Below are 20,541 nucleotides of genomic sequence, written 5' to 3'. Positions count from 1 at the left end.
GTTTCAGTCTTTCGTGAGGTAGCCGGCGATCTCGAGGCCGTAGCCTGCTGCCATGCTGGGCATGCGCCGCGGCGTGCCCAGCAGGTTCATCTTGTGCACGCCGCATTCGCGCAGGATTTGCGCGCCGATGCCGTAGCTGCGCAGGTCCATGCGGCCACGCTCGGGCGCCTGCGCGGGGCGCGCGGTGCCGTCGAACTGCGCGAGCAGCTCGCTCGCGGTTTCGCCGCAGTTCAGCAGCACGGCCACGCCCTTGTCCTCGTTCGCGATGTGCGAGAGGCTGGCGTCCAGGCTCCAGGAGTGCAGCGAGCGATTGATTTCGAGCGCGTCGAGAACCGACAGCGGCTCGTGCACGCGCACCGATACCGTTTCTTCGGGCGCCCACTTGCCGCGCACCAGCGCCAGGTGCACGCCGCGGCTGGGCTTGTCGACGAACGCGTGGGCGGTGAAGCCGCCCCAGGCGGTCTGGATCTCGCGGCAGCCGACTTTCTCGACCAGCGACTCGACGCGGCTGCGGTGCTCGATGAGCGCGGCGATGGTGCCGATCTTCAGGCCGTGCTCCGCCGCGAACACCTGCAGGTCGGGCAGGCGGGCCATGGTGCCGTCTTCGTTCATCACCTCGCAGATCACCGAAGCGGGCGAGCAGCCGGCCATCGCGGCGAGGTCGCAGCCGGCTTCGGTATGGCCGGCGCGCATCAGCACGCCGCCGTCCACAGCCTGCAGCGGGAAGATGTGGCCGGGCTGCACCAGGTCGGCGGCCACGGCGTTGGGTGCCACGGCGGCCTGCACGGTGCGCGCGCGGTCGGCGGCGGAGATGCCGGTGGTCACGCCCTCGGCCGCCTCGATGGAGACGGTGAAGGCGGTGGAATGCTTGGCGCCGTTGCGCTGCACCATCGGCGGCAGCTGCAGCCGCTCGCACATCTCGCGCGAGAGCGTCAGGCAGATCAGGCCGCGCGCATGGCGGGCCATGAAGTTGATCGCCTCGGGCGTGATGTGGTCAGCCGCGATGACGATGTCGCCTTCGTTCTCGCGGTCTTCCTCGTCGACCAGGATCACCATGCGGCCGGCGGCGAGCTCGGCCACGATCTCCTCGACCGACGAGATCGGGGCTGGTGCGCGCGCGGCGCTGGGGGCGGCGCCGATCGGCGTGACGGAGGCGTTCATCTGGAAGTGTCCTTGGGTGTGGTCGTGAGCATGCCGGCTTGAAGCATGCGCTCCACGTAGCGCGCCACGGTGTCGATTTCGAGGTTGACCTTCGAGCCGGCCTTCAGGCCGCCGAGGGAAGTGTTCTCGACGGTGTGCGGGATCAGGTTGATGCTGATCTCCGCGCCGTCGGCGATGTCGCTCACGCTGTTGACCGTGAGGCTCACGCCGTTGATGGTGATCGAGCCCTTGTAGGCGAGGAAGCGGGCCAGCGCGGCGGGCGCGACCACGCGCAGTTCCCAGCTTTCGCCGACCGGCTCGAACCGGCTGACGCTGCCGATGCCGTCCACGTGGCCCGACACGATGTGGCCGCCGAGGCGGTCGCTCGCGCGCAGGGCCTTCTCGAGGTTGATGCGACTGCCCTCGTCGGTCAGGCCCGCGGTCTTGTCGAGGGATTCGGCGGAGATGTCGATGGTGAACTGCTGGCGCTCGGGAGCGAGCGTGGTGACCGTCATGCAGGCGCCATTGAGCGCGATGCTGTCGCCGAGACCGACGTCGTCGAGGTAGCCCGCGGGCACCTCGATGCTGAGTCTCTTGCCATGGGAGGAGGTGGTGCCGAGGTCGTGGATGGCGGCGATGCGCCCCACGCCGGTGATGATTCCGGTGAACATCCCGACATTTTCGCAGAGAACGAAGGGGCTACGCGGCGGCCGGGCTAGAAGGTATCCCGTCCGGCGATCCTGGCGACGATGCGCAGGTCGGGGCCGATCTGCTCGAAGTCTCGGAATTCGAGGGGCAGGGCGCCCGCCAATTCAGTCAGCGGGCCGCCGGCGTGAATGCCGGAGGCGATATCCAGTCCGTCGCCGATCAATTTCGGCGCCAGATAGACCAGCAATTCGTCGACCAGGCCTTCGCGAAGCAGCGAGCCATTGAGCTTGTGGCCGGACTCGACGTGCAATTCATTGACCTCGCGGCGGGCAAGATCCTTCAGCATCGCCACCAGGTCGACCTTGCCCTGCGCATTGGGCAGGCAGGTGACCGTGGCGCCGCGCGCCTCGAGGGCGGCGGCTTTCGGTTCATCCTGCACCGCCGCGTAGATCCAGACTGGGCGGCCGGGCATGAAGAGCTTCGCGCCCGGGGGGGTCTGGAGCTGGCTGTCGACCACCACCACGCGCGGCTGCCGCGTGGTCTGCACGAGGCGAACGTCGAGCCTGGGGTCGTCCTCGATCACGGTGCCCACGCCGGTCAGCACCGCGCTCGCGCGCGCCCGCCAGGCGTGGCCGTCGGCGCGTGCGGGCTCGGACGTGATCCACTGGCTCACGCCGTTGCGCAGGCCGGTCTTGCCATCGAGCGAGGCCGCGACCTTGAGCCGCACCCACGGCGTCTTGCGGACCATGCGGCTGAAGAAGCCGAGGTTGAGCTCCCGTGCGTCGTCGGCGCCGGGTCCGACCTCGACTTCGACCCCGGCGGCGCGCAGCCGCTCGAAGCCTTGGCCGGCGACCAGCGGATTGGGGTCGGCCATCGCCGCCACCACCCGGCCCACGCCGGCCGCCACCAGCGCATCGCAGCACGGGCCGGTGCGGCCGTGGTGCGAGCAGGGCTCCAGCGTGACCCAGGCCGTCGCCCCGGCAACCGAATTGCCCCGCGCCGCCGCATCGCGCAGCGCCATCACCTCCGCATGCGGACCACCGACCTGCTGGGTATGGCCCTGCCCGATCACCGTGCCGTCGGAGGCCACCAGCACGCAGCCGACGCGGGGGTTCGGATCGGTTTCCGGGCCGGCCTGGCGCGCGAGATCCAGGGCCTGGATCATGAAATTCGGATTTTGTTTTGTCATTCTTTGTTAAATCAATTGAATTGCAAATGTCAATTTCGAAATCCATCGAAAACAATTTGCCGCCAGTCCATTTGTTCTGACCGCCTGTCGCGCAATTGGCGTTATTGGCCGGCCAGCGGTAAATCGGATAAATAGAATTCGCGCCCATCGAAATCAGGGAGGAGCGCCCGTCCGGCACGCAGGTGCAAGGCGGCGGGCGGCAAGACATGGACAACAACGGATTCTGCGCGTCCGAACGAGGCTTCACGCTCATCGAGATGATGGTCGTGATCGTACTGATGGCCGTGATGCTGGGACTGGCGCTGCCGAGTTTCAGCGGCCTCGTCGAACGGTACCGGGTCGAAGCCATGGCCAAGGCGCTGATGGCGAGCATCGCCGACGCCCGCGCCGAGGCGGCTCGCCGAGGGGTGAAGGTGACCATGCAGCAGCGCACGGGGTGCCAGGGCCGGGACTGGAGCTGCGGCTGGGAGACGCTGGTCGGAAGCGGCGACGCCGCCGAATTCCTCAAGCGACAGGACCCCGACGGCCGTGTCTCCATCGAGAAGGGCGCGGCTGGCGCCATGTCGTTCGACCCCATGGGCTACTCGACCGGTCCGGGCCGTTTTCGCCTTCGTCCGGCCGGCAGCGCCGATTCATCCAACATCGTCGCGGTATGCCTCGCGCTCGGCGGGCGCATGCGGCTGGTGAAGGGGGACGGCCCGTGCTCATGAAGCGCTTTTGCTTTCGCCGGGTGCAACAGGTGCAGCGGGGCTTCTCGATGATCGAGGCGCTCGTCGCGCTGCTCGTGCTATCGCTGGGCCTGCTGGCGCTGGCCGGCTTCCAGGTTCGCGTGCTGGTCGACAGCGTCGGCGCGAGCAACCAGAACCTCGCGATGCAACTCGCCGGCGACATGGCCGATCGCATCCGCGCCAATCCCGCAGCAGCGGCGACGACGCCCAGCAAGTACGTGACAGACTGGTCGGCCGCAGCAGCCAGCGGCCCCAAGCCGTCCTGCGAGGGAGCCAGGGCTGCATGCAATGCCGCCGAACTGGCGGCGCACGATATCTGGGGCTGGAAGCGCGCGGTAGCTGCTGCCTTGCCCGGCGGGGTGGCCGACGTGAAGGCCAGCGCGACGGCGGGCGGCATGCTGTTCTTGCATGTCGCCTGGGACGAGCCGGCAGTGCTCGACCCGATCGCGCCCGACCCGGACTGGCAGTGCCCCACGGGCAAGGCCTGCCTCGAAGTCGCCGTCGCGGTGCCGCAGCCATGAAGCGCCGAACGCCATCCGGCTTCACGCTGGTCGAGTTCCTCGTCGCGCTGGTCGTCGGCATGCTGATCGTGCTGGCCGCCATCGCGGCCATGCTCGGCACGCGCAGTACCGCCATGACCGGCGACGACGTCAACACGCTCAACCAGTCCTCGGCGCTGGCTTTCAGGCTGCTGGGCCAGCAGATACGGCAGGCCGGCTACATCCCCATCGATCCCACCGAGCCGCTCTACTACTTCAACACCACCGCCGGCCGGGACACCAACCTGACAGACGAGCCCGCCTTCTTCGCGATCAAGGGCGTGGAGTCCGAGAGCGGCTCCGGCAACGACAAGCTGAAGCTGGGCTACGCGCCGAACCCCGACTATTTCAAGGACTGCCTGGGTCAGGAGCCAGGGCGGTCTTCGGGCGGCGAATACGACCGTACCGCCCCCGAAGCGCAGGGCAACGCGCGGCTCATCACCAGCGAGTTCTATGTGTCGAACTACACGCTCAGGTGCCAGGGAAGCGGCAACGCGATTCCACAGCCGGTCATCGACGGCGTGGAGCGTTTCGACGTCATGTACGGGGTCAGCGCCATGTCCGGAAGCCGGCAGGTGGTGCGCTACGTGAAGGCCGACGACGTCGATGAGGGCTTTCGCGACGTCCGGACGGTACGCATCTGCCTGCAGCTCGCGGGCACCTCGAGGAGCAACCCTGCAGGCAGCTACGTCGACTGCGACGGGGTCTCGAAGACGAGCGGCGACGGCAAGCTGCGGCGTGTCTATACGGCAGTGTTCTCGCTGCGAAACGACCTGGGGGCGTTGTGAGCACGGCGAAGGCGACAGGTCCCGCCCACAGGCTGGCCAGCAAACTGCCGGCGCAGCATGGCTTCACGCTGTTCATCGTGATGATCATGCTGCTGCTTTCGGCCCTGCTGCTGATCGGCGGGGCGCGCACCGCGGTGCTTCTCGAGTCGATGGCGGGTAACCAGCGCGAATACCAGCGCGCCTTCGAGGCTGCCGAGGCAGCGCTGCTGGATGCGGAGCGCGACATCCGGCAACTGGCCTTCGATTCCGCGAGCAAGACCTACGTGGCGTGCTCGGCGCTCGCCACGGCGCCTTGCCGAAAGGCGGAGGACGGTCGCGTCTTTCCCGACCGGGATACGGGCTGGGTCACCGTCTACATGAACGACGGCCCCAACAGCTGCGATCGGGGCATCTGTTACTTCTCGGAAGCGGGTTCTGTCGCTGCCGCCCACGGCAGCGAGGCCTACCGCTTCTGGCGCGCAGATGCCTACAAGGCGAAGTCCGCCAGGTACGGCGAGTTCACCGGAGCGCCCAAGGCCAGCAGGCCGGCGCTGGCCGGCGCCAGGTACTGGATCGAGGTGATCGACCGACGGAACAGCAAATACCCGCTGTATCGCATCACGGCGACTGCCACGGGACTGCGCAGCACCGGCAAAGACGGCGCGACGAAAGTCGAGCTGCAGGTGTCCTTCGATCCGGACCCGGTCTCCGGAGTGAACTGAATACAGGGAGAGAAAAAGATGAGGATCATGAAGCTGCCGGGGCGCGCCGTCGTGTCCGGCCTGGTGCTGGCACAGGCCGTCGTGCACGCCGCGCAGTACCCGCTGGCGCAGGTGCCGCGAAATTCCGCGGTCGCGGAGCCGGCGCCGAACGTGATCGTTTCCGTCGACAACTCCGGAAGCATGTACGGCAGCGGCATGGCCGCCCTGCAGGCGGCGCTCAAGGAGAACTTCTCCGAGGCCAGCATTCCCGATCACCGCATCCGCCTCGCCTGGCAGGCGCTGAACGACGATCACACCGACCGAAACTGCGCTGCATTCGCGAGCGGGGCGCGCCCTTGCAAGATTGGCGGACGTGTCAACGCGAACCTGATGCGTTCGCTGGACCGGACGCACCGCGCCAACTTCATGTCCTGGGTCAATGCCATCCAGGCGACGGGGGGCACGCCTCTGCACGAGATGATGACCCGTGCCGGCCAATACATGCAGACCACGGGGCAGCACAGTCCCTTCTCGGATGATCCGGGCGTGGCGGGAGCCTCGCACTCGGGTTGCCGCAGGTCGTTCCACATTTTCATGACCGACGGCGACTACTGGCCGCCCTCGGGGTTGGAGAGCTTCATGCCCATCGTCGCCAACGAAGATGGCACGCACCGCTCGCTCCCCGACGGCACCCTCTATGCGCCGCGCCCACCCTATGCCGACAACTTCGGGAGGATGAAGCGCCCGACGCTCGCCGACTTGGCTTTCGAGTACTGGGCCCGTGACCTGCAACCCGGCGTGCCGAACAACCTGAAGAAGATCATCGCCGAGCCTGGCGACGTGACAGTGGGGCGCGCCAAGGTCTCCGAGTACTGGAACCCCAAGAACGATCCGGCCACCTGGCAGCACCTGACGACCCACTTCATCGGGTTCGGTGCCGCGGGCACCTGGTGGTCTCGACCGAAAATCTCGACGACGGCCTCGCAGCCTACCTACAGCGAAGACTATGCCGGCGTGGTCGATGGCTCGATCCAATGGCTTGATCCGTTCAACGGCAATGCGCGAATGGACCTCTGGCATGCCGCCCTGAACAGCCGCGGCACGTTCACGCCGGCCTCCAATGCCAAAGCCCTGAGCAGCGCATTCAGATCGATCCTCGGACAGGTTCTGGTCAACTCCAGCAAACCGCTGACATCCATCTCGGCAAGCGCTTCCAGGGTCTCGACAGGCACCTCCGTCTATCGGGCCGGCTACGACACGGCCGACTGGTCCGGCAGCCTCGGCGCCACGAAGTTCGGCACCGACGGCAAGCTGGTCGCCAAATCCGACTGGTCGGCGCGCGACCTCCTCGATACCCGAATGGCAAGCGCCGGCGCGCACGACCGGGATCGCGTCGTGCTCAGCTTCTCCGGCACCACCGCCGCGTCGGCGGGCCGCGCGGCGACCACTGGCGCGGGCGTGCCTTTCAGGTGGGCCGACTTGAGCGACGCTCAGAAGGCCGCGCTCAAGGCCAGCACCGACACCGGCGCCGAGAGCACCGCCTTCGGCAGGGCCGTGCTCGACTTCCTGCGCGGCGATCGCAGCAACGAGGGCACCGGCCGCCAGTTCCGCAAGCGCGGCCATGTGCTTGGCGACATCGTGGGCTCCAGCGTCTGGTACGCGGGACAGCCGAAGAGCGGCTTCACCGGCGACGCCTATGCGGCCTTCGCGGCCATCCCCCGCGCGCCGATGGTCTATGTGGGCGCCAACGACGGCATGCTGCATGCCTTCAATGCGAGCACCGGCAAGGAGGCGTTCGCCTACGTGCCCGAAGGCCTCTACGGCACGGCGGCGGCGCCGAATCTCAATCGGCTCAGCGAAGCCGGCTACACCCATCGGTACTACGTCGACGGCAGTCCCTTCGTCGCCGACATCTACATGGGGCCGAAATCCCCGGCCAGGACGACCGACGAGCAGAAGGCGGCGAACTGGAAGTCCTTGCTGGTCGGCACGCTGGGCGCGGGTGGCAAGGGCTACTTCGTGCTCGACGTCACCAGGCCCGAGAACGTCGACGAGCGCAAGGCCGCCAGCATCGCGCTGATCGACACGACCGCGCTTGCGGACGACGACCTGGGCCATCAGTTCCAGCAGCCCGCGCTCGATTCCTTTTCGGGGCGGGTACTTCAGGTCGCGCAGTTGAGCAACGACCGAAAGGCCCTGATCCTGGGCAACGGCTACAACAGCAAGAGCGAGAAAGCCGTGCTGTGGATCCAGTATCTCGATGGCGACAAGGAGATCCTCAAGATTCCCGCCCCGGCCACGCAGGGGAAAGACACGGGCAACGGGCTGTCCGCGCCACGTCCGGTGGACCATGACGGCGACGGCAAGGTCGATCTCGTCTACGCCGGCGACCTGCTCGGCAATCTCTGGAAGTTCGACCTCAGCAGCACCGACAGCCGCCGGTGGACGGCCACCATCGGGCCCTTCGACAAGCGCCGCGCGGCCGGTTCGGAGTCTGCCTCCGGCCTCGACGACAAGCCGTTGTTCGCGGCAGGCGCCAGCCAGCCGATCACGGCAGCGCCCCTCGTGGTCGGGCATCCTCGAGGAGGCTACATGGTGGTGTTCGGCACCGGACGGCTGTTCGCCTCGGGCGACGAAAGCTCCACTGCGGACCAATACCTTTACGGCATCCGTGACCCGGCCAACGGGAGCTCCGGCACCGCGGCCTCCACCGACCTGGTGGCGCAGACCATCGGGGATACCCCCGTCCACGAAGGCGATACCGAATTGCGCACCGTCTCCCGCAACGGCGTGAGCTTCGGCGGTTCGCAGGCCCGGCGCGGCTGGTATCTGAAGCTGCCGACGGCGGGCGAGCGCGTCGTCTATCCCGGCCAAGCATTGGGCAGCGGCATCGGCCTGTTCTCGACAACCATCCCCGGATCGAGCAGCAACTCTGTCGACTGCACGGCGGGAACGGGCGACGACGGGTGGTCGCTGCTGATCGACTTCTTCAGCGGCTCCGCGCCGGCGGGCATTTCGTACACCACGGCCGGCGCGGTGGGCGCCTACGCGGGGTTCCGAAACCGCTCCGGCCGAAGCGACCTCGTCCTGCAGCCGCAGAACCGGCAGAAGGGCACGGAGGTGATCTGCAATGCCGCGGGCGACTGCAAGTCAGTCACCCGGCCGGACAACGTGCGCCGCTTCGGCTGGCGCAGCCTGATCTCGAGCAACTGAAACGAAAGCCATGGACAACCATCCCGGAGCACAAGCCAGCCGGCAAACTCGTTCGCGCGGCTTCACGCTGATCGAACTCATGATCGTGACGGCGGCGATCGGTATCCTCGCCGCCATCGCATATCCCAGCTATACGCGTTATGTGCTGCGGGCCAAGCGTGCCGATGCGAAGCAGCAACTGCTGCAGGCGGCGCAATGGAACGAGCGCTACCTGACGGCCAACGGCAGATATCCGCCCACCAGCGTTGCGTTGCCGGCCGGGCTGAAGCAGTCGCCGTCGTCCGGCTCGGCCAGCTACGACATCGGCTATGTCGACAGGAGCGAGAGCAGCTACACCCTGAAGGCCGTACCTCAGGGCGCTTCAGCCGCAGACGAGTGCGGCACGCTCACGGTGAACCATCAAGGAGTCAAGCTTGCCGGAGGACGCACGAGCGTCGCGGATTCGCTGGTTCAGCTCTGTTGGACCCGCTGAGGGCCGGCCGGGCAAGGGCGGCAGCGTCGATCAGATGTCGCGCAGCAGCTGCCGGAACTCGTCCACGTCCTCGAAGCTGCGGTACACCGAGGCGAAGCGAACGTAGGCGACCTTGTCGAGCTTCTTGAGTTCGCGCATGACGAGCTCGCCGACCTTGGTCGAGTCGATCTCTCGCAGGCCGCTGGCCAGCAGCTTCTGCTCGATGCGCAGCAGCGCGTTGTCGATCTGCTCGATGCTCACGGGGCGCTTGCGCAGCGCCAGCATCATGGAGGCGCGCACCTTGGTCGAGTCGAAGTCGGCGCGACTGCCGTCCTTCTTCACGACCACGGGAAAGTTGACGTCGGGCCGCTCGTAGGTGGTGAAGCGCTTGTCGCAGGCGCTGCACTGGCGGCGCCTGCGGACGAAGTCGGCGTCTTCCGAAACGCGGGTCTCGACGACCTGCGTTTCAAGATGGCCGCAAAACGGGCATTTCATGCGGCCAGGACTTCTTTCTTCTTTCTACGGGCCGACAACAGGTCAGCGGTAGACCGGGAACCGGCTGGTCAGGGCGTGAACCTTGGCGCGCACGGCTTCGATGTTCGCCGCGTCGCGCGGGTTCTCGAGCACGTCGGCAACCAGGTTGGCGGTGATGCGGGCCTCTTCGTCCTTGAAGCCGCGGGTGGTCATGGCGGGGGTGCCGATGCGCACGCCGCTGGTGACCATCGGCTTTTCCGGGTCGTTGGGGATCGCGTTCTTGTTGATCGTCATGTGGGCGCTGCCCAGCACGGCTTCGGCTTCCTTGCCGGTGATGCCCTTGGCGCGCAGGTCGACCAGCATCACGTGGCTTTCGGTGCGTCCGCTCACGATGCGCAGGCCGCGCTGGGTGAGGGTCTCGGCCACGATCTGGGCGTTCTTGACCACCTGCTGCTGGTAGGCCTTGAACTCGGGCGACATGGCTTCCTTGAACGCGACGGCCTTGGCGGCGATCACGTGCATCAGCGGGCCGCCTTGGAGGCCCGGGAAGATCGCGCTGTTGATGGCCTTCTCGTGCTGCGACTTCATCAGGATGATGCCGCCGCGCGGGCCGCGCAGGCTCTTGTGGGTAGTGGAGGTGACGATGTCCGCGTGCGGCACCGGGTTGGGGTACACGCCCGCGGCCACGAGGCCGGCGTAGTGGGCGATGTCGACCATGAAGATCGCGCCGACGTCCTTGGCCACCTTGGCGAAGCGCTCGAAATCGATGCGCAGCGAGTAGGCCGAGGCGCCCGCGATGATCAGCTTGGGCATGTGCTCATGCGCCTTGCGCTCCATCGCGTCGTAGTCGATCTCTTCCTTGTCGTTCAGGCCGTAGCTCACGACGTTGAACCACTTGCCGCTCATGTTCAGCGGCATGCCGTGGGTCAGGTGGCCGCCTTCGGCCAGGCTCATGCCCATGATGGTGTCGCCGGGCTTCAGGAAGGCTAGCATCACGGCTTCGTTGGCCGAGGCGCCGCAGTGCGGCTGCACATTGGCGGCGTCGGCGCCGAAGATCTGCTTGACGCGGTCGATGGCCAGCTGCTCGGCCACGTCGACGTGCTCGCAACCGCCGTAGTAGCGCTTGCCCGGGTAGCCTTCGGCGTATTTATTGGTGAGCTGCGAGCCCTGTGCGGCCATGACGGCCGGGGAGGCGTAGTTCTCGCTGGCGATCAGCTCGATGTGGTGTTCCTGGCGTGCGTTCTCGGCTTGAATCGCGGCCCAGATTTCGGGGTCGGTCTGTTCGACCAGGATATTGCGTTGGTACATGGCAGTCCTTTGAAGACGAGGTCCTTGTTCTTCAACCAAACAAGGGCTGCCCAGGCGAACGGCTGAACGCCTGTGTGACCAGGCGGTACGCTTCCCAGTGGTATTCCACGTCAGCGCGGGGCACCTTGCAGAGTGCTGCGCCTATCGCCAGTCGCGTACCGGGCGAGTGTAGCTCAGGAGGCTGTACCCGCGCGGCGAAAACTCCTTCAGGAAACGGAGGAGAGCAGGGCCACCTTCGCCGGCTCGCTGCCTTCCTCGCGCTTGGCGGGAGGCGCCGCCACCGGGATCGGCTGCGGACGCACGGTCGGCGTGATCGTCGACGGCGCGCGGCCGTTGGCGACCTGCAGCAGGCGCTCGTGCTCGGCCATCACCTTGGCGGCGTAGCCGCCGTCGTCCTCGAGGTTGGCCGCGCCCACGTAGTAGCGCAGGCCGCCTTCCAGGGAGCCGGCGCGGGCGATGCATTCCTGCAGCACCTTCACGCCGACGCGCATGTTGGTGACCGGGTCGAACGCGGTGAGCGTGCCGCCCGCGCTTTCATACTTGTCGCCGTGCACGCGGGTCATGACTTGCATCAGGCCCTGGGCACCGACCTGGCTTTGGGCGAAGGGATTGAAGCTGGATTCGACGGCCATGATCGCGAGGATCAGGGTCGGGTCGATCTTCGTGCGCTTGCCGATGCCGTAGGCCTCGGCCACCAGCACGCTCAGCGGCTCGGCGGCCACGCGGTACTTCTTGCTCAGCCAGTAGGCCACGGCCGCCTGCTGCTTGGGCAGGTCGGCGGGGCTCGCGGCCGTGGTGCGCTCGATGGCGGTCGGCTCGAGGTCGGTGGCTTCGGGCGCGGGCTTGCGCGACTGCAGCCAGCCCATCAGTTCCTCTTCGCCGGTCTTGCGCAGGTCGGGCCGTGCCACCAGGGCGAGGGCCGCGAACACGATGGCCAGACCGACCAGTGCAAACCCGTTGTGGGTGATTTCAAAAAAGCCGTCTGCCACATCGGACAGGAAAGTCCGTAGCCCGCGGGCCGTGACATCAAACGCCTTGTTCATCGCTCTTCCTTTCTGTGCGGCACCCGATTCGCAACGCCATCGAAGGCGAGGGATGAAGGCAGCGGCGCTTGGATTGGTACGAATCAGGCTCCGCGCAAGGAGTGTGGGGTTGGTTGGGAGCGCGGCGGCCTGATCAAGCCGGGGGAATTCGGCAGCGGATTCAGGTGGCCCCTCTGCGTCGGGCAGTCAGGGCAGCGCGGATTCTAGCGTGGCTAAATACCCGGTCAAGTATAAGTATTTGTTTTTTTATGCTAATAGTTGTTTAAAAAATGGCTCTCACCGAGGCGTTTCGGCTTAGGGGAAATCCCTTTGTAAAACACGTTTGCAATCGGAGGGAGCGACGCCTAATCTGGACGGGCCTGGCTTTTCAGGCGTTCTTCCGAGGCCCGGGAAACCCGAGGTGCAAGTCCGAGGGTTCGGCGGTCGAGGAGCCACGGTGGCAATCTCTTGCTGCCAGCACGGCGGGAACCATTGACTTCCCGTCGCGCGAATCGATGGCATGGGTTTTGGGCCCGCCATCAAGCCCGGTGACTAGACATTCCGTCGACTCACCGGGCTTTCTTCATCTGGGAGAGCCGATGAAGACCTTTCTTCGGTAATTCTTCCGGGACGAGGCCTGCGTCCTTTCTGCGTACCTAGCGTCGGCGCATGTTTGCGGCACACTCCAGCGATGGACGTAGCTTCGATCAAACAGAACAAATGGGTGCGGCGTGGGATCGTCGCGTTGCTTTCGTTGCTGGCCATCTGGGTCATCGCCTGGCTGGCAGTGCCGCCGATCGCGAAGAGCCAGCTCCAGAAGATCGCGAGCGAGAAGCTCGGCCGCCAGGTCACCGTCGGCAAGATCGACTTCAAGCCCTGGACCCTCGAACTCACCCTGGACGACCTGCGCATTGCCACCGCCGATGGCAGCAAGCCGCAGGTGGCGGTCAACCGCATCTATGCCGACGCCGAGTTGCAGTCGATCTTCCGCCTCGCGCCGGTGATCGACGCCGTCACCATCGACGGCCCGGCCATCCTGCTCACCCACCTGGCCGACGGCAAGTACGACATCGACGACATCCTGGCCAGGCTCGCGGCCGGCCCGCCGCCCGACCCGAACGCCAAGCCCGCGCGCTTCGCCATCTACAACATCGCGATCAATGGCGGCTCGGTCGACTTCGACGACCAGACCGTCAAGCGCAAGCACGAGCTGCGCGACTTCGTGCTCAAGGTGCCTTTCCTGAGCAACCTCGACTCCAAGCGCGACATCAACACCGAGCCCAAGCTCGCCTTCGCGCTCAACGGCAGCAAGTTCGACTCGGCCGCCTTCACCACGCCCTTCGCCGACAGCCGCAAGACCGACGCCCACGTGCAGTTCAAGGGGCTCGACCTGGTGCCGTACCTCGGCTACATCCCGGGCGGCCTGCCGGTGAAGCTGCAGGCGGGCAGCCTGGACGCCGACCTGAAGATCGGCTTCGAGCAGGCCGCCACTACCGGGCTGAAGATCACCGGCACGGTCGAGGCCCACACCACCAAGGTCGCCGACGCGCGCGGGCGCGACCTGCTGGCCTTCGAGTCGCTCAAGCTGGGGCTGGCCGACGTGCGTCCGCTGGAGTCGGTGTTCCATCTGAGCGAGGTGGCCCTGGCCAACCCTCAGCTCGCCGTGGCCCGCGACGCGGCCGGCAGGCTCAACCTGCTCGCGACCGACCCGGCGACCGGTGCGGCGGAGAAGGTCGCCCCGCCGCCCGCCGCGGCGGCTAGCGCGCCGGCGGCAGGCAAGCCCGCGCCGAAGCCGGCGCTGAAGGTGCAGGTGGACAAGGTGGCCCTGAACGGCGGTCGCATCGGCTGGCGCGACGAAACCGTCAACCCCGCCGCGGCCGTCGACCTGACCGACCTCGGCATCGACGTCGCGGGCGTCACCTGGCCGATGGAGAAGCCGGCCGAGTTCAGCGGCAGCACTGCCGTCGCCGGCGCCTCGCTCAAGTTCAAGGGCAGCGCCACCGACAAGGTGGCCGACGTGCAGACCGAGGTCGACGCGCTGCCGCTGTCGCTGGCCGCCCCCTATCTGGCACAGAGCCTCGAGCCCACGCTCGACGGCAAGCTCAGCGGCCAGATCGACATCGCCTGGGCCCAGCCCGACCTGAAGTTCAAGGCGCGCCGCGTTGCTGCCGACGGCCTGGCGCTGACCCAGGGCAAGACCGCGCTGGCCAGTGTCGGGCGCTTCGAGCTGGTCGACGCCGAGGCCGACATGACGAAGCACACGCTGAACGTGGCTTCGTTCACCGCGACCAACCCCAAGATCCGCGTGGAGCGTGACAGCGAGAAGCGCTGGATGTTCGAGCGCTGGCTCAAGACGCCCGCCAGTGGCAGCACGAAAGAGGCCGAAGCCAAGGTCGCCGCACCCAAGCCCGCGGCCGCCCAAACGCCGCAGCCCGGTGCCAACACCAAGCCCTGGGCGCTGACCGTCGGCACGCTGGCGGTCGACAACGGCGCGCTCTCTTATTCAGACAAGGCAGGCGCAACGCCGGTGACGGTCGAGGTCACGGCCTTCAAGCTGCACGCCCAGAAGCTCGCGCCCGAAACCAATACGACTTCGCCGCTGGAGGTTTCGGGCCGCATCGGCTCCGGGCGTTCCGACCCCGGCCGCTTCGACTACAAGGGCAACATCGTGCTCAAGCCGCTGGCGGCCGAGGGCAGGGTGGAGATCGCGTCCTTCCCCGCGCACGCCTTCAAGGCCTATTACGCCGATTCCCTCAATGTCGACATCCGCCGCGCCTTCGCGAGCTATCGCGGCACGGTGCGCTACGCGACGTCGCCGGCGGGCATGAGCGTCAAGCTGGCCGGCGACACCGCGCTGGACGACTTCCGCGCCAACAGCGTCTCGCTGACCCAGTCGCCCGGCTTCGACCGCAACAACAACCAGCTGCTGAGCTGGAAGACGCTGAGCCTGCGCGGCCTGCAGGTCAGCCTCGCGCCCAACGCCCCGCCGAACGTGGACGTGCGCGAAACCACGCTGACCGACTTCTTTGCCCGCGTGATCGTCGACCCCACCGGCCGGCTGAACCTGCTGAGCCTGACCAAGAAGGGCGAGGCCGAAGCGGCCGCTGCCGCCGCGGCAGCTGGCGAGGCCAGCACCCGCAAGGGCCCGGGCGGCACGACCACCACCACGGCAGCCAAGGCCTCGGCGCCGAAGGCCGCCGGCGGCAGGCCGATGTCGGCCGAGGAAATGGTCGGCGCGGCTCCCGAACCCGCCAAGCCGGCGGCGGCGGCAACCGCTGCCGCGCCGGCGGCCCCAGCCGATTCGGGGCCGGCGCCGGTCATCAACTTCGGCCCGATGAGCCTGGTCAACGGAAAGATCGACTTCACCGACCTGTTCGTCAAGCCCAACTACTCGGCCGACCTGAGCGAGCTGACTGGCAAGCTCAGCTCGTTCTCGTCGAACCCGCCCAAGGGCGAGAGCGGCCGGCCCGCGCTCGCCGACCTCGAGCTGCGCGGCAAGGCGCAGCAGACCGCGGCGCTGGAAATCACCGGCAAGCTCAACCCGCTGGCCAAGCCGCTCGAACTCGACATCACCGCCAGGATGCGCGACCTCGACCTGGCGCCGCTGTCGCCATACTCGGTGCGCTACGCCGGCCACGGCATCGAGCGCGGCAAGATGAGCATGGACGTCAACTACAAGGTCGCGCCGGACGGCCAGCTCACGGCCACCAACAAGCTGGTGCTCAACCAGCTGCAGTTCGGCGACGAGGTGGCGGGGTCCACCAACAGCCTGCCGGTGAAGCTCGCCGTGGCGCTGCTGGCCGACCGCAACGGCGTGATCGACGTCGACCTGCCGCTCAGCGGCTCGCTCAACGACCCGCAGTTCAGCGTCGGCCCGCTGATCTGGAAGGCCGTGGTCAACCTGGTCGTGAAGGCGGTGACGGCGCCGTTCAGCCTGCTCACGGGCGGCCTGGGCGGCGGCAGCGGCGAATCGAGCGCCATCACCTTCGAACCCGGCAGTTCCGAATTGAGCGCCTCCGCCAGGGAAAGCCTGGACAAGGTCGCCAAGGCGCTGACCGACCGGCCCACGCTGCAGATGACGGTGGTGGGCACCTCCAGCCTCGAGAAGGAGCGCGATGCCTACCAGCGCCAGCGGGTGCGCCAGCTTGCCTATGCGGAGAAGCGCCGCGTCGCGGTGCGCGGCGGCCAGACCGGCACCGACGTGCCGCCCGTCACCGACGCCGAATACCCCGAGCTGCTGACCGCCGTGTACAAGCGCGCCGACATCACGAAGCCGCGCAACATCGTCGGCCTGGCGAAGGACCTGCCGCTGCAGGACATGGAAAAGCTGCTGTTCGCCAGCGTGCCCGTCGACGAGGAGTCGATGCGCCAGCTCGCCGTGGAGCGCGGCGCGGCGGTGCGCGACTACCTGCTTGCGAAGAAGCTGCCGAGCGAGCGGCTCTTCCTGGGCGCGGTGCGCACCAGCGCCAGCGGCAGCGACTGGAAGCCGGGCGCCGAGCTCAGCCTGACCATGAAGTAGGGCTGAACAGGCACGGCGCGGCGGCCCGATCCGTTGCGCCGACTTGGTTTTTTCCCAAGGCTTGCTATATATGTAGTCCGCCAGCTTCCCCGCCCACGACCCCGCCGAGCACCTCCGTTTCACGACGGAATTCAGTGGCCGGCCGCAAGTGGGTGAAAATGTCGACGTGCGCCGGCCTTTGCCGGCGCCTTCGCTTTCTCTACCAAGACAACGATTTCGCGCAGTGACCTCTACTCCTTCCAAGCCACACGACATTCAGGCCCTCGACACGCTGACCGGCGGCGCCTTCACCGCGCCGACCTCCGGCGAGCGCGCCGCGCGCATCCGCGACTGGCTCGCGGGCAACCCCGCGCCCGAGCAGATGCAGGAAGTCTTCAAGGAGCTGAGCGGGCGTGACAAGGGCGCCGCGCGCCTGCTGCGCGAAAAGCTCGACGAGCTCAAGCGCGCCAAGGGCCAGGAGGCGATCGCCGCCGAATGGGCCCAGAAGGCGCAAGCGCTGCTCGCCCAGTCCAAGCTCAACATCGCCGACGCGCTCGCCTGGCAGCGCGATGCCGCCAAGGCCGGGGCTCCGCTGTCGCGCGAGCCGCTGGCCGGCCTGAAGCTCAAGCTGTCGGAGCGCGTCAAGGGCATCGAAGACCTGCAGCACCGTGCACAGGTGCATCGCGAAGCCGCAGTGCTGCTGGCGCAGCGCTTCGAGGTGCTGTCCACCAAGGGCTGGCAGGACGCCCAGGTCGCCGAGGAATCGCTGCGCGCCGACGTCACGCACTGGCAGCAGCAGGCCGCCGAGATCGTGGCCGATGCCAACTGGAACAGCCTCGACGCCAAGTTCGCGCCGCAGCTCGAATCGTCCAGGTCGCAACTGCTGGTGGTGTCCGACGCCTTCCACAGCGCGCTGGCCCAGGCCGTTGCCGCCGCCGCGGATGCCGCCGCGCCGCTGCCGCCAGTGCCCGTGTGGGCCGACGAGCTGCGCGCCGCGCGCGGTGAAGTCGTGGCGCCCAAGCCCGCTGCTCCCGCTCGTCCGGCTGCGCCCAAGGTCGACCCGGCCGTGCGCGCCGCCGCCCAGGAAGCCGTGCAGGCCGCGCTCGCCAAGCTCGAGCAGGAAACTGCCGAAGGCCACGGCAAGGCCAGCGCCGGCGCGGCCGCCGCGCTGCGCGCCGTGCTCAAGGAGCACGGCAAGCTGGTCGACGCACCGCTCGAAGCCCGCGTGCATGCCGCGCTGGTCGCCGCCGGCGAACTCGAAGGCTGGCAGCGCTGGAGCGCCGACAAGGTGCGCGAAGACCTGGTCGCCAAGGCCGAGGGCCTGCTCAAGCGCCCTGAAGGCCAGGCCCTCGGCGGCCGCAAGATGCAGGAAACGCTGCGCTCGCTGCGCGACCAGTGGAAGCAGGCCGACCAGGGCGGCGTGCCGAACCACGCGCTGTGGAAGCGCTTCGACGAAGCCTGCAACGAAGCCCACAAGGTGGTCGAGGCCTGGCTCGAGAAGGTCCGCGCCGATGCGGCCGAGCACCGCGCGCTGCGCGTCGCGCTGATCGAGGAGGTCAAGGCCTGGGCGGCCCAGCACGCCGGCGCCACCGACCTGAAGGCACACAACCGCGCGCTGCACCAGTTCGCCGACCGCTGGCGCGATGCCGGCCACGTGGGCGAGAAGGTGTTTGCCGAACTCCAGCCGCTGTGGAACGAAGCCTTCGGCGCCGCCCGTGCACCGTTCGAGACCGCGCAGAAGGCCAGCATCGAACGCCGCCAGGCCATGATCGCCGAGGCGACCGAACTCGGCGCGCAGCCGGTGCTGCGCATCGACGCCGTCAAGGCGCTGCAGCAGCGCTGGCAGGCTGAGGCGCAGACCGTGCCGCTCGACCGCCGCCAGGAGCAGAAGCTGTGGGACGCCTTCCGTGCCCCTATCGACGAAGCCTTCAACCGCAAGACCGCCGAGCGTGAAAAGGCCTCGGCTGCGATGAACGAGCACGACCGCAACGTGCTGGAGGCGTCCAAGGCGCTCGACGCGGCCAATGCCGGCGGCGATGCGCAGAAGATCCGCGCCGCCATCGCTCGCCTCGAAGGCGCGCTGCGTGGCGAGGCGCCGCCGCCCGCGCCCAAGGCCGACGGTCCGTCGGTCGGCGCGACTGAAATCGTGGCGCCGGGGCAGGCGGCCGCCGAATTCAGCGAAAGCGCCGAACAGGCGCCGAGCCCGAGCGACGCGGAAGCATCGCCCGGCACGCCCGCCGAGGCCGCAGCTCCTGCGGCTTCGGCCGACCTCGTTGCACCCGCCGACGGCGCCGACGCTTCGGCCCGCACCGATGGCGCGGCGCACGACGCCGGCGAAGCCGCAGCCGTCGAAGCGCCGGCCGCAGCGCCGAAGGCCGCGCCCAAGCCCGTCGTGGCGATGCGCGGCGACGACCGCCCGAGCAGCAAGAAGGCCGAGCCGGCACCTGCCGCGCGCGGCGGTGCCGGCGGCCGCTTCGGCGACCGTCGCGACGGCGGCCGCCCCGGTGCCGGGGGGCCGGGGCGTCCTGGTGGTGATCGTGGCGATCGCGGTGACCGTGGAGCCCCTCGTGGTGGCGACCGTGGCGCGCCCGGCGGCCGTTTCGGCGACCGCCCGCCGCGCGAAGATCGCGGACCGCGCCTGGGCGATGCAGCCTTCCGCGCGCAACGCGAGGCACTCGAGCGCGCCGACATGGCGCTGCGCAAGCTTGCCGCGCAGGCGCACGGCGAAGCCCTGACGCAGGTGCTGGGCGCCTGGGAGCAGCGCGACGCCAGCCGTCTGCCGAGCATCCAGGAGCTGGGCCGCGCGGTCACGCCGGCAGTGCGCAGCGGCTGGTCGCAAGCCATCGGCTCCGCGCCCTCGGCTGCCGCGAACGACGCCGCCGAAGCGCTGCTGCGCCTCGAAATGGCCGCCGAAGTGCCGACGCCCGCCGAGCAACTCGAAGCGCGCCGTGCCCTGCAGCTCAAGCTGCTGACGAAGCGCGGCGACCCGGCGCCAGCCCAGACCTGGGGCCAGGATGCCGGCAAGGTGCTCGCCGCGGCGCACGACGCCGCCAGCGCACGGCGCCTGCAGAACGCGCTGAAGGCGCTGCTGCGCAAGTAGGGAGCAAGCGGCTTTCCGGCCACGAAAAAGGCGCCCCGCGGGGCGCCTTCTTCTTTGGTGCAGTTGCGCAAGAGCCTTGCAGCCGGGTTCAGACCTTCTCGCCGATGGCTGGTGTCTGCACTGCCGCAGCCTGCTCGGCCAGATAGCCGTCGCGGATCTTGCGGCGGATCAGCAGCCCGCCGATGCCCAGCAGCAGGGCGAGGGCGCCGACGATCAGCGTGCCCTTGTCGGTGGCGCTCGATGCCGCGGCCTTGTCCTTGACCTCCATGATCTTCTGAACGTCGGCCAGCGACACCACGGGCTTGCCCTTGAGCTTCACTTCGTAGACCAGGTTGTTGTCCGAGGGATCGACGCGCACTTCGACGGCTTCGTCGATCAGCGGCTCCAGCTTGCTGCGGCCGACTGCGTAATCGACGCGCCACTTCTCGGTGTTGCCGTCGGACAGCCTGGCGTCGAGCACGAAGTAGCGGCGCGTGCTGCTGCCGCCGCGGCGGCGCTTGGTTGTTTCGGTGACTTCGCTGCCGCTGACGATCGTGCTGCTCTTCGCGACCAGGTCTTCGACGGCGGTGCCGTGCGTGTCCGCGCTGGCCTTGAACTGTGCATACGCTGCCCAGCCCAGGATGCCGATGCCGAACACCAGCGCGATCCACGCCTTGCCCGTGAGCTGATAGAACCAATCCCTCATGTTGTGTGCCTTTTTGGACGAGTTGATAACCCGTCGATGTTAAGGGTTGAATTGCTGTCAAATAGATAGCTGACAACT

15 protein-coding genes and 1 riboswitch are annotated in these 20,541 nt (G+C 67.9%); of the genes, 8 read left to right on the top strand and 7 right to left on the bottom strand.

From position 1 onward, the window contains the following. Window positions 1-3: 3 nt before the first annotated feature. Genes ribBA through ribD form a run of 3 tightly spaced genes read right to left on the bottom strand, consistent with a single transcriptional unit; the run spans window position 4 to window position 2,977 of the window. Window positions 4-1,161, bottom strand: a complete 1,158-nt coding sequence (gene ribBA, locus ABL844_RS18695; RefSeq protein WP_418116700.1) for a bifunctional 3,4-dihydroxy-2-butanone-4-phosphate synthase/GTP cyclohydrolase II — start codon at window positions 1,159-1,161, stop codon at window positions 4-6. Beyond that, window positions 1,158-1,811: a riboflavin synthase gene (locus ABL844_RS18690; RefSeq protein WP_418128457.1), complete on the bottom strand. Its 654-nt coding sequence runs from the start codon at window positions 1,809-1,811 to the stop codon at window positions 1,158-1,160. Before ABL844_RS18690 ends, ribBA begins: the two co-directional genes overlap by 4 nt. A 44-nt stretch (window positions 1,812-1,855) precedes the next feature. Beyond that, on the bottom strand, window positions 1,856-2,977 hold the full coding sequence (ribD, locus tag ABL844_RS18685) for a bifunctional diaminohydroxyphosphoribosylaminopyrimidine deaminase/5-amino-6-(5-phosphoribosylamino)uracil reductase RibD (protein ID WP_418128456.1): 1,122 nt from the start codon (window positions 2,975-2,977) through the stop codon (window positions 1,856-1,858). 206 nt (window positions 2,978-3,183) lie between these two features. Here ribD and ABL844_RS18680 point away from each other — a divergent pair, with 206 nt between their 5' ends. The 6 genes from ABL844_RS18680 to ABL844_RS18655 are packed head-to-tail and all read left to right on the top strand — an operon-like array spanning window position 3,184 to window position 9,397. Continuing rightward, complete coding sequence (locus ABL844_RS18680) at window positions 3,184-3,687, top strand: GspH/FimT family pseudopilin (protein ID WP_418128455.1); 504 nt, start codon at window positions 3,184-3,186, stop codon at window positions 3,685-3,687. Continuing rightward, window positions 3,684-4,226 carry a type IV pilus modification protein PilV gene (gene pilV / locus ABL844_RS18675; RefSeq protein ID WP_418121316.1) on the top strand — a complete coding sequence of 181 codons (543 nt, stop codon included), beginning with the start codon at window positions 3,684-3,686 and terminating at the stop codon, window positions 4,224-4,226. The genes ABL844_RS18680 and pilV overlap by 4 nt, the downstream gene beginning before the upstream one ends. Then, window positions 4,223-5,032, top strand: a complete 810-nt coding sequence (locus ABL844_RS18670; protein WP_418121315.1) for a PilW family protein — start codon at window positions 4,223-4,225, stop codon at window positions 5,030-5,032. The genes pilV and ABL844_RS18670 overlap by 4 nt, the downstream gene beginning before the upstream one ends. Continuing rightward, window positions 5,029-5,733, top strand: a complete 705-nt coding sequence (locus tag ABL844_RS18665) for a pilus assembly PilX family protein (RefSeq protein ID WP_418128454.1) — start codon at window positions 5,029-5,031, stop codon at window positions 5,731-5,733. The genes ABL844_RS18670 and ABL844_RS18665 overlap by 4 nt, the downstream gene beginning before the upstream one ends. A gap of 27 nt (window positions 5,734-5,760) precedes the next feature. Continuing rightward, entirely contained in the window at window positions 5,761-8,925 is a 3,165-nt protein-coding gene (locus ABL844_RS18660; RefSeq protein ID WP_418128453.1) for a PilC/PilY family type IV pilus protein, read from the top strand. Window positions 8,926-8,935: 10 nt separating this feature from the next. Next, window positions 8,936-9,397 (top strand): type IV pilin protein, encoded by a 462-nt coding sequence (locus ABL844_RS18655; protein ID WP_418128452.1) that lies wholly within the window; start codon window positions 8,936-8,938, stop codon window positions 9,395-9,397. 30 nt (window positions 9,398-9,427) lie between these two features. On the opposite strand, the gene nrdR is transcribed toward ABL844_RS18655, so the two are convergent. From nrdR to ABL844_RS18640, 3 genes are all read right to left on the bottom strand, one after another. Further along, entirely contained in the window at window positions 9,428-9,871 is a 444-nt protein-coding gene (nrdR, locus tag ABL844_RS18650) for a transcriptional regulator NrdR (protein WP_007836918.1), read from the bottom strand. A gap of 42 nt (window positions 9,872-9,913) precedes the next feature. Continuing rightward, window positions 9,914-11,158 (bottom strand): serine hydroxymethyltransferase, encoded by a 1,245-nt coding sequence (gene glyA, locus ABL844_RS18645; protein WP_126023850.1) that lies wholly within the window; start codon window positions 11,156-11,158, stop codon window positions 9,914-9,916. Between the two features lie 41 nt (window positions 11,159-11,199). After that, window positions 11,200-11,323: riboswitch (ZMP/ZTP riboswitch) on the bottom strand. Window positions 11,324-11,364: 41 nt separating this feature from the next. Continuing rightward, window positions 11,365-12,201: a lytic transglycosylase domain-containing protein gene (locus ABL844_RS18640; protein ID WP_126023851.1), complete on the bottom strand. Its 837-nt coding sequence runs from the start codon at window positions 12,199-12,201 to the stop codon at window positions 11,365-11,367. A gap of 670 nt (window positions 12,202-12,871) precedes the next feature. Here ABL844_RS18640 and ABL844_RS18635 point away from each other — a divergent pair. Both ABL844_RS18635 and ABL844_RS18630 read left to right on the top strand, forming a co-directional pair. Continuing rightward, window positions 12,872-16,699: a DUF748 domain-containing protein gene (locus ABL844_RS18635; RefSeq protein WP_418121312.1), complete on the top strand. Its 3,828-nt coding sequence runs from the start codon at window positions 12,872-12,874 to the stop codon at window positions 16,697-16,699. Between the two features lie 223 nt (window positions 16,700-16,922). Next, window positions 16,923-19,778 carry a DUF349 domain-containing protein gene (locus tag ABL844_RS18630; RefSeq protein WP_418128451.1) on the top strand — a complete coding sequence of 952 codons (2,856 nt, stop codon included), beginning with the start codon at window positions 16,923-16,925 and terminating at the stop codon, window positions 19,776-19,778. Window positions 19,779-19,866: 88 nt separating this feature from the next. Here ABL844_RS18630 and ABL844_RS18625 read toward each other — a convergent pair whose 3' ends face one another. Beyond that, on the bottom strand, window positions 19,867-20,463 hold the full coding sequence (locus ABL844_RS18625; RefSeq protein ID WP_418128450.1) for a hypothetical protein: 597 nt from the start codon (window positions 20,461-20,463) through the stop codon (window positions 19,867-19,869). Window positions 20,464-20,541: the final 78 nt, after the last annotated feature.

Source organism: Variovorax sp. 278MFTsu5.1, assembly GCF_048305045.1.
GTDB lineage: Bacteria > Pseudomonadota > Gammaproteobacteria > Burkholderiales > Burkholderiaceae_C > Variovorax > Variovorax guangxiensis.
Note: the sequence above shows the minus strand (reverse complement) of the source record. Positions and strands in the feature narration are given on the sequence as shown.